Origin of the sequence: Georgenia alba (genome assembly GCF_042665525.1) — a bacterium.
In the GTDB taxonomy this organism is placed as follows: Bacteria; Actinomycetota; Actinomycetes; order Actinomycetales; family Actinomycetaceae; genus Allobogoriella; species Allobogoriella alba.
In genome coordinates, this window is record NZ_JBHTCQ010000004.1 from 1 (window position 1) to 11,881 (window position 11,881).

The following is an 11,881-nucleotide window of genomic DNA, read 5'->3' on the forward strand; positions in this document are numbered from 1 at the left end:
GAGCCGGCGACATCGAGCCCGACGGCGACGAGCGCGAGCGAGGGACGAGCGGAGTGCGAGGAGCCGGCGACATCGAGCCCGACGGCGACGAGCGCGAGCGAGGGACGAGCGGAGTGCGAGGAGCCGGCGACATCGAGCCCGACGGCGACGAGCGCGAGCGAGGGACGAGCGGAGTGCGAGGAGCCGGGGACATCGAGCCCGACGGCGACGAGCCCGACACCGCACCCGGGACCGCTGCCGGACCGCACGAGGAGGACCAGTGAGCCAGCAGGACGACCAGCACTACGAGCCGGTGCCGGACGACGTCATGCCCGAGGAGCAGCTCGGCGCGCTCGAGGCGGTCCTCATGGTCGTCGACGAGCCGGTCCCGGCCGCACAGCTCGCCTCGGTGCTGGGCCTCCCCACGGGCCAGGTCGTGGAGCTGCTGGAGACCCTCGCGGCGGAGTACCGCGGCGAGCAGGGCGGACGGGCACGCGGCTTCGAGCTGCGTGAGGTGGCCGGCGGGTGGCGTGTCTACAGCGCACCCACGTACGCCGACGTCGTCGGGCAGTTCGTGCTCGACGGCCAGACGGCACGCCTGACCCAGGCGTCGCTGGAGACCCTCGCGGTCATCGCGTACCGTCAGCCGGTCAGCCGCGGCCGGATCGCGGCCATCCGCGGCGTGAACGTCGACGGCGTGGTGCGTACCCTGCTCGCACGGGGGCTGATCGAGGAGGCAGGACCCGACGAGGAGGGCGGCGCGATGCGGTACCGCACGTCCGCGTACTTCCTCGAGCGCATCGGCCTGGGCTCCCTGGACGACCTGCCGCCGCTGGCGCCCTACCTGCCGGAGACCGAGTCGTTCGACCACGGGGAGCTGCGATGAGCGGGGACGCCTCGGGCGAAGGCGTGCGCCTGCAGAAGGTGCTCGCCGGTGCCGGGCTCGGCTCCCGCCGGACCTGCGAGGAGTTCATCAGCGCCGGCCGGGTCGTCGTCGACGGCGAGGTGGTGCGCCAGCTCGGCAGCCGGGTCGACCCGCGCCGTGCCGTCATCCACGTGGACGGCCTGCGCGTCCAGCTGGACGACTCGCTCGTCACGCTCGCGCTCAACAAGCCCGTCGGCGTGGTCTCCAGCATGAACGACGAGCGCGGCCGCCCGGACCTGTCGCGGTTCGTCGCCGACCGCACCGAGCGGCTGTTCCACGTCGGCAGGCTGGACGCCGAGACCTCCGGGCTGCTGCTGCTGACCAACGACGGCGAGCTGGCCCACCGCCTCGCCCATCCCTCGTACGAGGTGCTCAAGACCTACCTGGCCGCCGTGGACGGCAAGGTCGCGCGGGGTCTGGGCAGAACGCTCGCCGACGGCGTGGAGCTCGAGGACGGCCCCGTCCGGGTCGACGCGTTCACCGTGAAGGACACCACCGCGGACGCCTCGCTCGTGGAGATCAGCCTGCACGAGGGCCGCAACCACATCGTGCGACGCCTCATGGCCGCCGTCGGCCATCCGGTGACCCGGCTGTCGCGGACCCGCGTCGGACCGGTCGTGCTCGGCAACCTCAAGGAGGGCCGGACCCGCGTCGTCGCCGGGCGCGAGCTCGGTGCGCTGATGAAGGCCGTGGACCTGTGACGCTCCCCACCAGCCCGGTCGCGACCGTCGGACCGGTGAAGATCGTCGGCACGGGCCTGCTGGGCACGAGCCTCGGCCTCGCGCTGCGCGGCGCGGGCGTGGCGGTCCAGCTCACGGACGCCTCGCCGTCGGCGCTCGCGCTGGCGCGCGACCTCGGCGCCGGCACACCGGCGGGGGAGGAGGACCCGGAGCCCGCCCTCGTCGTGGTCGCCACCCCGCCGGACGTCGCCGCCGGCACCGTCCTGGCCCAGCTCGCGGCGCACCCGGCGGCGGTCGTCACCGACGTCGCCAGCGTGAAGCTGCGGGTGGCCTCCGCCGTCGAGGCCGACGGCGGCGCGGCCGCCGCCCGCTACGTCGGCTCCCACCCGATGGCCGGACGCGAACGCTCCGGACCGGCCGCGGCGCACGGCGATCTCTTCGCCGGTCGGCCGTGGGTCATCGTCCCCGGGGCGCACTCGGGGGACGACGCCCTCGTCGCGGTGCGGAACCTCGCCGCCGACGTCGGTGCCGCACCGGTGACCCTCGGCGCCGAGGAGCACGACGACGCCGTCGCGCTCGTCTCCCATCTCCCGCAGGTGGCTGCCTCGCTCGTGGCGGCCCGCCTCCAGGACGCCCCGCCCGACGCGCTGGGACTCGCGGGCCAGGGTCTGCGCGACGTCACCCGGATCGCCGCGTCCGACCCCCAGCTGTGGGCGACCATCCTCGCCGGGAACGCGGCGCCGGTGGCCCGCGCGCTGCGGGAGCTGCGCGACGACGTCGACGCGGTCCTCGAGGCCCTGGAGACCGCCGCGGACGCCGGGCCCTCCGCACCCGGCTCGACCGGCCCGCTCGCCCGCCTCGTCGCGGACGGCAACGCGGGCGTCAGCCGGATCCCCGGCAAGCACGGCGGTCCGCCGCGCCGCTACGGCGCGGTCACCGTGCTCATCCCGGACGAGCCGGGCGCGCTGGGGCGGCTGTTCGGGGACGTCGGCGAGGCCGGGATCAACATCGAGGACCTGCAGCTGGAGCACTCGGCCGGGCAGAAGGTCGGCCTGGCGGTGGTGTCGGTCGTGCCGTCCGCCGTCGCGCCGCTGGAGAAGGAGCTTCAGGAGCGCGGATGGCACCTCGTCGTCCGGTGAGGCACAGCACGACGGCGACGAGTACGAGCGAGGAACGAGCGGAGAGCAAGGAGCCGGCGAAGTTGGGCACGACGGCGACGAGCGCGAGCGAGGAACGAGCGGAGAGCAAGGAGCCGGCGAAGTTGGGCACGACGGCGACGGCGCGCCACGGGGAGGACGCAGTGGGAGTGAGGAAGCAGTGAGCGGGCGCGGCATCGTCGTCGCGATCGACGGACCGTCCGGGTCGGGGAAGTCGACCGTCTCGCGTCAGGTGGCCGGGCGGCTCGGCCTGGCGTACCTCGACACCGGCGCGATGTACCGCGCCGCCACGTGGTGGTGCCGCCGCCGGGAGGTCGAGCTCGACGACGCGGCCGCCGTCGCGGAGACGGTGCGGCACATGCCGCTGTCGATGGTGACGGACCCGGCGGGACCACGCGTGGTGTGCGACGACGTCGACATCACCGCCGCCATCCGCGAGGCGGACGTCACCGCCGTCGTGTCGAAGGTCGCCACCAATCTCGAGGTCCGGGCGGAGCTCGCGCGACTGCAGCGGGAGATCATCGCGTCGGAGTCGACCGACCCGGCCTCGCGCAGTGGCGGTGCCGGCGTGGTGGCGGAGGGCCGCGACATCACCACGGTGGTGGCGCCGGACGCGGACGTGCGCATCCTGCTGGTGGCCGATGAGAACGCCCGCCTGGCGCGGAGGGCCCGCGAACGGCACGGCAGCGCCGACGACACCGCGATCGCGGCGACCCGGGACGAGGTGCTGCGCCGGGATGCGGACGACTCCACGGTCTCGGCGTTCCTTACCGCGGCCGACGGGGTGGTCACGGTGGACTCCAGCACCCTCGGCATCGAGGAGACCGTCGCCGCCGTGCTGAGCGTCATCACCGAGGCCGCCGAGGCGGTGAACCGATGAACCCGACCCGGGGCCAGCGCGTCCGGGCCGAGCACATCTACCGCTGGGGACCGGTGTGGTCGCGGAGAGTGGGCTGGTTCCTGGACCACATCTGGTGGAACACCAAGGTCCACGGCGCCGAGAACCTGCCCGCGTCCGGCCCGGCCATCGTGGCGTCCAACCACACCGGCATCATCGACGGTCCGTTGCTGCACGGAGCCCTCCCGCGCGGCAGCCACATCCTCGTCAAGCAGGAGTTCTTCGACTCTCCGCTCGGGTTCCTCATGACGCTCTCCGGCCAGATCCCGGTGGACCGCCGCTCGGGGCGCGCCGCTCTCGCGGTGGCCAAGCAGATGCTCGAGGAGGGCCGCGTGGTCGGCATCTTCCCCGAGGGCACGCGGGGCCGCGGAGACGTCGCGTCCGTGCGTGCCGGCGTCGCGTGGCTGGCGGTGCAGTCCGGGGCGCCGGTCGTCCCGGCCGCCATCCTGGGCACCCGGCAGACCGGCGACCGCCGCGGCCACGTGCCCGGCCCACGGAGCCGCCTGCACGTGGCGCTGGGACGGCCGATCGACGTCGACGTGACGGACCTGACCGGCCGGGAGGCGATGTCGCGCGCGATGACCGTCATCGGCAGCGGCATGAAGGCGCACGTGGAGTCGGCGATCGCGACGACGGGCATCGACCTGCCCGCGGACAGTGACCTCGGTCTCGGCGAGTGAGGCAGCGGCGTCGTGCCTGAGAGAATCGTCCGGTGACAGACATCGAGCGCGACGCCGCCGACCATGACGACGAGCGCCACGCCGAGGCGCTGCGGGCCGGCCTCGAGGAGTACGCCCTCGAGGAGGAGGACCTCGCGATCCTCGACGCCGAGACGGTGGCGGCCGAGGAGACCTCGCCCGCAGGGCTGCCGGTGCTCGCCGTCGTCGGACGCCCGAACGTCGGGAAGTCGACGCTGGTCAACCGGGTGCTGGGCCGCCGTGAGGCGGTCGTGCAGGACACGCCCGGAGTGACGCGAGACCGGGTGAGCTACCCGGCCGAGTGGGCGGGCCGCCGGTTCACGCTCGTGGACACCGGCGGCTGGGAGGTGGACGTCGCGGGCATGCACGCCGCGGTGGCCCAGCAGGCGGAGGTCGCCGTCGACCTGGCCGACGCGGTGCTCTTCGTCGTCGACGCGACCGTCGGGCCCACCGACACCGACGAGCAGGTGGTACGCCTGCTGCGCCGGTCCGGCAAGCCGGTGGTGCTCGTCGCGAACAAGGTGGACTCACCGATGCAGGAGGCCGACGCGGCGACGCTGTGGTCGCTCGGGCTGGGAGAGCCGTGGCCCGTCTCGGCCCTGCACGGGCGGGGCAGCGGTGACGTGCTGGACGAGGCGATCCGGGTGCTGCCGGAGACCTCCTCGGTCGCGGACCGGATGCCGGAGGGCGGCCCGCGGCGCGTGGCGCTCGTGGGGCGGCCGAACGTCGGCAAGTCCTCCCTGCTCAACAAGCTCGCGGGGAGCGAGCGGGTGGTCGTGGACGAGGTGGCGGGCACCACGCGCGACCCGGTCGACGAGCTCATCGAGCTGGACGGGACGCCGTGGTGGTTCGTCGACACCGCGGGCATCCGCCGCCGGGTCCACCAGACCTCCGGCGCCGACTACTACGCCTCGCTGCGCACGCGCGCCGCGATCGAGAAGGCCGAGGTCGGCGTGGTCCTGGTGGACTCCTCGGTCCCGATGACCGAGCAGGACACCCGCGTCATCCAGCAGGTGATCGACGCCGGGCGGGCGCTGGTCATCGCGTACAACAAGTGGGACCTCATGGACGAGGACCGTCGGGCCTACCTGGAGCGGGAGATCGACCTCGACCTCGTCCAGGTCCGGTGGGCCCCTCGGGTGAACCTCTCGGCGCGGACGGGGTGGCACACGAATCGGCTCACGAACGCGCTCGAGACGGCGCTGGCGTCCTGGGACACCCGCATCCCGACCGGCCGGCTCAACGCGTTCCTCGGCGAGCTCACCGCGGCCCACCCGCACCCGGTGCGTGGCGGGCGCCAGCCCCGCATCCTCTTCGCGACGCAGGCCTCGAACAGGCCACCTCGGTTCGTCGTCTTCGCGACCGGCTTCCTCGAGGCGGGCTACCGCCGGTTCATCGAGAACCGGCTGCGGGAGGCCTTCGAGTTCACCGGCACGCCGATCGAGATCAGCGTGCGGGTCCGGGAGCGGCGCCGCCGCCGTTGAGGGCGGTCCCGCCGGCCGGCAGCCGCGGCGGGACGGGATGCGGCGGAGCCTCGGCGTCGTGAGCATCACACCAGGTGGGATTCGGAGCGGCCCCCGCCGCTGGGGTAGCATCGAGCAGTCCCGCGCGGCAGTCAGTCGGCGGGGCCACGGGCTGTGGCGCAGCTTGGTAGCGCACTTGACTGGGGGTCAAGGGGTCGTGGGTTCAAATCCCGCCAGCCCGACATGCCGACAGGCCCGGACCCGCGTGGTTCCGGGCCTGTCGACGTCCCCGGCCCGCCACCGTCCGACGGCGAACCATCGTCCGACGGCGAACCGGAGGCCCACGGCGGCGACGCCGCTTGCTGGCTGCACCGTCTCTGCGACGAGTGCGGCGCCGTCCTGGAACACGGTGCCTGCCCGCGCTGCGACTCCAGGGACGAGGGTCCGGCCGGGCCGGGGTGACCCGGGTCCGGGCCGAAGGGACCGTCCCGGTACGCAGAAGGCCGGTTGGACGGCGCTCGTCACCGCTCCCTAGGCTCGCCACCACCCACGACGAGGAGGTGCGATGGCGACCATCCGGGAGGTCACCTACGACATCCTGCGCGCCCACGGACTCACCACGATCTTCGGGAATCCGGGGTCGAACGAGCTGACGTTCCTGGACAGCATGCCGGACGACTTCCGCTACGTCCTCGGCCTCCACGAGGGCGTGGTGCTGGGGATGGCGGACGGCTTCGCGCAGGCCACCGGGCGTCCCGCGTTCGTCAACCTGCACGCGGCGGCCGGCACCGGGAACGCCCTCGGCGTGCTGACCAACTCCTGGAACGCCCACACGCCGCTGGTCATCACCGCCGGCCAGCAGGTGCGCTCCCAGGTGGGGACGGAGGCGATGCTCAGCAACGTCGACGCTCCGTTCATGCCGCGACCGCTGGTGAAGTGGGGCGCCGAACCGCTGGCCGCCGTGGACGTGCCCCGCACGATCTCCCAGGCGATCCACACCGCCGCGACACCCCCGACCGGACCGGTCTATGTCTCGGTCCCGCTGGACGACTGGCGGCAGGAGGCCGGCCCTGGCGCCGAGCACCTGCCGGGCCGGACCGTGGCCGCCGGCGGCGCGCTCGCACCGCAGCAGGTGCAGGACCTCGCCGCCGCGATCGACGGCGCCACCAACCCCGTCCTCGTCCTCGGGGCCGGTGTCGACGCCGCCCGCGCGAACGACCACGCCGTCGCCCTCGCCGAGCGGCTCCGCGCCCCGGTGTGGGTGGCGCCGTCGCCGTCGCGCTGCCCGTTCCCGACCCGCCACCCCCTCTTCCGCGGCGTCCTGCCGGCGTCCATCGGCGGGATCACCCGGCTGCTGGACGGGCACGACCTGGTCGTCGTCGCGGGTGCGCCGGTGTTCCGCTACCACCAGTACGAGCCGGGGGAGTACCTGCCCGAGGGCGCGTCGCTGATCCACCTCACCGACGACCCCGCCGAGGCGGCCCGCGCCCCGACGGGCCGCGCCGTCGTCGGGGACGTCGCCCAGGCGCTCGAGGCTCTCGCCGGCGCCGTCACGGCCGTCGACCGGCCCGCGCCCGGGCCGCGCGTGGTGCCCGAGCCGGCACTGGACGACGTCGCGCCGCTGGGTCCCGCGACCGTGTTCCGGACCCTCGACGACGTCGCCCCGGACGACGTGGTCGTCGTCAAGGAGTCGACCTCGACGACGTCGGTGTTCTGGGAGCTGGCCGACCTGCACCGCCAGGGCAGCTACTACTTCCCGGCCGCGGGTGGCCTGGGGTGGGGGATGGGCGCCGCCGTCGGCGTCCAGCTCGCCCAGCCGGGCCGCCGGGTGGTCGCCGTCATCGGCGACGGTTCCGCGAACTACGCCATCACGGCGCTGTGGAGCGCCGCGCAGTACCGGGTCCCGGTGACGTTCGTCGTCCTCGTGAACGGCACCTATGGCGCGCTGCGCTCGTTCACCGACTACATGGGGGTCGAGAAGGCACCGGGCATCGACGTGCCGGGCATCGACTTCGTCTCGATCGCCACGGGGTACGGCGTGGCGGGCCGCCGCGTCGCGAGCCGGGACGAGCTGCACCAGGCGTTCCATGACTCCCTCACCAGCGAGGACCCGACCCTCATCGAGGTCCCGACCGCGTCGGTCAACCCGTTCGCCTGACCCCGAGGCCCGCGACTCGTCGTTCCTGTGCCGAGTCGTGATTCCAGTGACGACTCGCCGAGGGGGTGGGGGCGGGCGGTCGTCCGGAGCGGGGAAGGCGGTAGGGTGGAATACAGCCGACGGCGGACTGGTTCCATCACGTGACGGCAACCAGTGCGGTCGGTGACCGACCAACCTTCGGGGGTCGCAGGCTCTGACGGGCGGGCCGCGCGAGGCGGATGCGTCGATCTCTGCGGAGATCCGCGTGCCAGCGCACGTCCCGGACGGCCGGCAGGTCGTCTCATGCGACGCCCGTCGCCGTTCCGGCCGCCCCGCGGCCCTGCCGGACCGATCCCGGCACGCAGGGGAGTGGCCGGACTAGCAGTGGAGGACTCATTGGCTCGAGGAGCCCAGCGCCGATCAGGCGCACGCGGGGGCAACGGTCAGCGCAACCAGCGACGGCCACGCCACCGGGACGAGGACGGCATCATGCCGGTCCTCGCACGCATCTCACGCGAGGTCGAGTCGGCCGTCCAGCGCGGCCGCGTGCGGCCGTCCGTGCGCACCAAGTTCCAGGTCACCGCGTTGCTCATGCGCGAGGAGCGCGCCCGGGTGAAGGCCGACGAGAGCCTCGCTGAGGCCCGCCGCGCGACCGAGCTCAAGCGCCTGGACGGCATCGCCACCATCCTCGCCAAGACCGCGGCCCGGGACACCTCGCTGCTGGCCCTGCTCGACGAGCACGCCGCCGTCAGCGACGCGGCCAAGTCGCTCAAGGAGGACCTCCTGCGCGACGCCGGCCTCGAGGTGCCCGCCGAGGAGGAGCCGCAGGAGACGGCGCCGGAGACGACGTCCGCCCAACGTCAGGTGGTGCCACCGTCGGTCGTCTCCCGCCAGCTCGCCAACCCGTTCCTCGCACCTGACTTCTCCGCCGCGCAGAAGCGGCAGGCACGTCCCCGCCGCCTCGCGGGCTGGGAGCTGCTCGGCCCCCTGTTCCGCTCGTTCGAGCTCGGCGGCGAGTCCTCCTGCATGGACCTGCCCGAGCCGGTCTCGCTCCGCGCGCCGCACGGCCTGGAGCTCATGCCGCACCAGGCGCGGGTGGTCGCGGCGGCCGCGGACGGGCACCGCACCTTCCTGCTCGCGGACGAACCTGGGCTGGGCAAGACCGCGCAGGCGCTGCTGGCCGCGCAGGCGGCCGACGCCTACCCGCTGCTCGTCGTCGTCCCGAACGTCGTCAAGACGAACTGGGCCCGCGAGGCGGAGCGCTGGACCCCGCAGCACCGCGCCACCGTCGTGCACGGGGACGGGGAGAGCATCGACGGCTTCGCCGACATCGTGGTCGTCAACTACGAGGTCCTCGACCGGCACCTCGGCTGGCTCGGGGACCACGGGTTCCGCGGCATGGTGGTCGACGAGGCCCACTACATCAAGAACAAGCGGTCGCAGCGGTCGCAGCACGTCCTGCAGCTCGCCGACCGCATCCGCTTCCGGTCCGGTGACCCGCTCCTGATGGCGCTGACCGGGACCCCGCTCATCAACGACATCGAGGACTTCCGCGCGATCTGGCAGTTCCTGGGCTGGATCGACGACGACAAGCCGCTCGGCGAGCTCATGGAGGCGCTCGAGGAGACCGGCCTGACGCCGGCCGACCGCTCGTTCTACCCGGCCGCGCGCACCAGCGTCATCGAGCGGGGGATCGTCCGCCGTCGCAAGATGGACGTCGCCGCCGACCTGCCGGCGCGGCGGGTCGCCGACCTCCCGGTCGAGCTGGACGACGGCGAGGGCCGGTCGATCCGCGCGGCCGAGCGTGAGCTCACCCGACGCCTCGTGACGCGGTACGAGCGGGCGCTCGAGGCACGCCACGGCGGCCCGATCGAGGGCATCGACCACGCCCTGGTCCGCCAGGTCGCCGGATGGGAGCTGGCCGAGAAGGCCGACAAGGCCGAGGAGAACGTGTTCGGCATGATGCGGCGCATCGGCACCGCGAAGGCCGGGCTCGCAGCGGATTACGCCGCCCAGCTCGCCCGCAGCGTCGGCAAGGTGGTGTTCTTCGCCAAGCACATCGACGTCATGGACGCCGCGGAGGCGGTCTTCGCCGAGCGCGGCATGCGGTACGCCTCGATCCGCGGCGACCAGAGCTCCACGGTCCGGCAGAAGCACATCGACGCCTTCCGGGAGGACCCCGACGTCGCGGTCGCCGTCTGCTCCCTGACCGCCGCGGGGGTCGGCCTCAACCTGCAGGTGGCCTCCAACATGGTGCTCGCCGAGCTGTCCTGGACGGATGCGGAGCAGACCCAGGCCATCGACCGCATCCACCGCATCGGCCAGGAGGAGCCGGTGACGGCGTGGCGGATCATCGCGTCGCAGACGCTCGACACGCGCATCGCCGAGCTGATCGACAGCAAGGCGGGGCTCGCCGCCCGAGCCCTGGACGGCTCGGACGAGGAGATCTCCTCCTCGGGCGACGTGCAGCTCGAGGCGCTCGTCGCGCTCCTGACGGACGCGCTCACCGAGGCACAGGCGGCGCTCCAGCCCACCACCTGAGCGAAGGGCTCACGGGTCCAGCGCCAGCCACCGCACCCCGTGCGCGGGGACCTCGAGCGCGAGGCGCCCGTCGCGCTCCAGCGGCTGCGGCTCCGCGGCCGGGTCCCACAGGTCCGTGGCCGTCCAGTCACGGCGGGCTGCCTCGGCGCCCACGACGGAGCCGAGCGCGACCGACAGCGTGCGGGCCTCACCGCCCGTCCAGAACACTGCGACGTAGTGCCGCTCGCGGTCGGTGGCCCGCGCGGCCCAGACGATCTGCTCACCGTCGTCGATCGGCTCCCGCACGAGCTCGGCGTTGTCGGTGCTCCCGGCGAGCACCTCGCGCAGCGCAGGATTCGCCAGCATGCCGAGGGTCTCCTCGTCCGTGGTCGGCAGATCCGCACCGACCATCAGGGGCGAGCGACCCATGGCCCAGAGAGTCAGCAGGCTGCGCTGCTCGGCCCGGGTGAGCCGGCTCTCACGCGGGTCCCCCCGCTCGGCACGCAGACCGATCCGGCCGAGCGGCAGCATGTCGGCGTCCGCCCAGCCGCCCGGGCGCTGCAACGGTGCCCAGCGGGCGAGCCGGGCGAACTGCGCGTGCACGTCCTCCCAGCGGTCCCACAGGTCGTCCGAGATGCGCCACATCTGCGCGTGGCCGCGCAGGTGGTCGAGGTGCCGGGTGGACAGATGGGTGCCGGGGGAGAGGGAGAGCACGATGGCCCGGCCGGACCGCTCGACCGCTCGCGCATAGGCCTCGATCTCCCGGTCGTGGTACGGGGCCAGCATGTCGTCGACCTTGAGGTAGTCCACGCCCCACGCCGCGAGCTGCGCCACCTGACCGTCGTAGTACGCCTGCGCTCCCGGGTGGTCGTGGTCGAGGCCGTAGTTGTCGTGGTTCCACGGGCAGACCGTGCCCCGGTCGGCCACCTGGCTCGCGGTCCACTCCGTGCCCTGGATCGGCAGGTCCTCCTCGACCGCCCGCCGCGGGATGCCCCGCATGACGTGGACGCCGAACCGCAGCCCCATGTCGTGCACGGCGTCGGCGAGCGGACCGAACCCGGCGCCGTCCGCGGCGGACGGGAACCGGTTCACCGCCGGCAGCTGCCGGCCGAAGGCGTCCAGCACCACCGGCGCGTCGCGGTTGTAGCCGTGCGCCCGGGCCGTCGGGTCGTACCAGGCGATGTCCACGACCACCGTGTCCCACCCGTACGGCAGGAGGCGGTCGCGCAGCACCTCGGCGTTGGCCAGCACCTCCGCCTCGGTGACGGTGGTGCCGAAGCAGTCCCAGCTGTTCCAGCCCATCGGCGGGCTCGCCGCGGCTGCTGCGTCCTCGGTCATCCTGCTCCCACCGGTCTCTCCGCGGCGACGTCACCGCTCGCAGCAGCCTGCCGGAACCGGCCGGTCGGCCTCCCCGACGTCCGACA

Annotated in this window: 9 protein-coding genes, 1 tRNA gene and 1 pseudogene; 10 read left to right on the forward strand and 1 reads right to left on the reverse strand. The window is 73.7% G+C overall.

The genetic code is table 11. From position 1 onward, the window contains the following. From ACFQQL_RS15975 to ACFQQL_RS16020, 10 genes and pseudogenes are all read left to right on the forward strand, one after another. A pseudogene (locus tag ACFQQL_RS15975) lies at nucleotides 1-263 on the forward strand (hypothetical protein); the annotation flags it as partial. A gap of 44 nt (nucleotides 264-307) precedes the next feature. Continuing rightward, nucleotides 308-865, forward strand: a complete 558-nt coding sequence (gene scpB / locus ACFQQL_RS15980) for an SMC-Scp complex subunit ScpB (protein ID WP_382396483.1) — start codon at nucleotides 308-310, stop codon at nucleotides 863-865. Beyond that, nucleotides 862-1,605: a pseudouridine synthase gene (locus tag ACFQQL_RS15985; RefSeq protein ID WP_382396159.1), complete on the forward strand. Its 744-nt coding sequence runs from the start codon at nucleotides 862-864 to the stop codon at nucleotides 1,603-1,605. Before scpB ends, ACFQQL_RS15985 begins: the two co-directional genes overlap by 4 nt. Then, the gene (locus ACFQQL_RS15990; RefSeq protein ID WP_382396160.1) at nucleotides 1,602-2,723 is read left to right on the forward strand and encodes a prephenate dehydrogenase; all 1,122 of its coding nucleotides are present in this window, start codon (nucleotides 1,602-1,604) and stop codon (nucleotides 2,721-2,723) included. Before ACFQQL_RS15985 ends, ACFQQL_RS15990 begins: the two co-directional genes overlap by 4 nt. 178 nt (nucleotides 2,724-2,901) lie before the next feature. Continuing rightward, a complete protein-coding gene (cmk, locus tag ACFQQL_RS15995; RefSeq protein ID WP_382396161.1) occupies nucleotides 2,902-3,621 on the forward strand; it encodes a (d)CMP kinase in 720 nt (239 codons plus the stop codon). Beyond that, nucleotides 3,618-4,319, forward strand: coding sequence for a lysophospholipid acyltransferase family protein (locus ACFQQL_RS16000; protein ID WP_382396162.1), 702 nt, complete (start codon nucleotides 3,618-3,620; stop codon nucleotides 4,317-4,319). Before cmk ends, ACFQQL_RS16000 begins: the two co-directional genes overlap by 4 nt. Before the next feature lie 32 nt (nucleotides 4,320-4,351). After that, the gene (der, locus tag ACFQQL_RS16005) at nucleotides 4,352-5,821 is read left to right on the forward strand and encodes a ribosome biogenesis GTPase Der (RefSeq protein WP_382396163.1); all 1,470 of its coding nucleotides are present in this window, start codon (nucleotides 4,352-4,354) and stop codon (nucleotides 5,819-5,821) included. Nucleotides 5,822-5,968: 147 nt separating this feature from the next. Further along, a tRNA-Pro gene (locus tag ACFQQL_RS16010) sits at nucleotides 5,969-6,042 on the forward strand. A gap of 323 nt (nucleotides 6,043-6,365) precedes the next feature. After that, nucleotides 6,366-7,958, forward strand: coding sequence for a benzoylformate decarboxylase (gene mdlC / locus ACFQQL_RS16015; protein WP_382396164.1), 1,593 nt, complete (start codon nucleotides 6,366-6,368; stop codon nucleotides 7,956-7,958). A 375-nt stretch (nucleotides 7,959-8,333) separates the two neighbouring features. Continuing rightward, nucleotides 8,334-10,478, forward strand: coding sequence for a DEAD/DEAH box helicase (locus ACFQQL_RS16020; protein WP_465254066.1), 2,145 nt, complete (start codon nucleotides 8,334-8,336; stop codon nucleotides 10,476-10,478). Between the two features lie 9 nt (nucleotides 10,479-10,487). On the opposite strand, the gene ACFQQL_RS16025 is transcribed toward ACFQQL_RS16020, so the two are convergent. Further along, on the reverse strand, nucleotides 10,488-11,795 hold the full coding sequence (locus ACFQQL_RS16025; RefSeq protein WP_382396166.1) for a glycoside hydrolase family 27 protein: 1,308 nt from the start codon (nucleotides 11,793-11,795) through the stop codon (nucleotides 10,488-10,490). Nucleotides 11,796-11,881 lie beyond the last annotated feature (86 nt).

What these genes read in the sequence shown, in the direction of transcription:
- ACFQQL_RS16000 (WP_382396162.1), top strand. Translation starts at nt 3,618, where the DNA reads ATGAACCCGACCCGGGGCCAGCGCGTCCGGGCCGAGCACATCTACCGC.
- ACFQQL_RS15985 (WP_382396159.1), top strand. Translation starts at nt 862, where the DNA reads ATGAGCGGGGACGCCTCGGGCGAAGGCGTGCGCCTGCAGAAGGTGCTC.
- ACFQQL_RS16025 (WP_382396166.1), bottom strand. Translation starts at nt 11,795, where the DNA reads ATGACCGAGGACGCAGCAGCCGCGGCGAGCCCGCCGATGGGCTGGAAC.
- scpB (WP_382396483.1), top strand. Translation starts at nt 308, where the DNA reads ATGCCCGAGGAGCAGCTCGGCGCGCTCGAGGCGGTCCTCATGGTCGTC.
- mdlC (WP_382396164.1), top strand. Translation starts at nt 6,366, where the DNA reads ATGGCGACCATCCGGGAGGTCACCTACGACATCCTGCGCGCCCACGGA.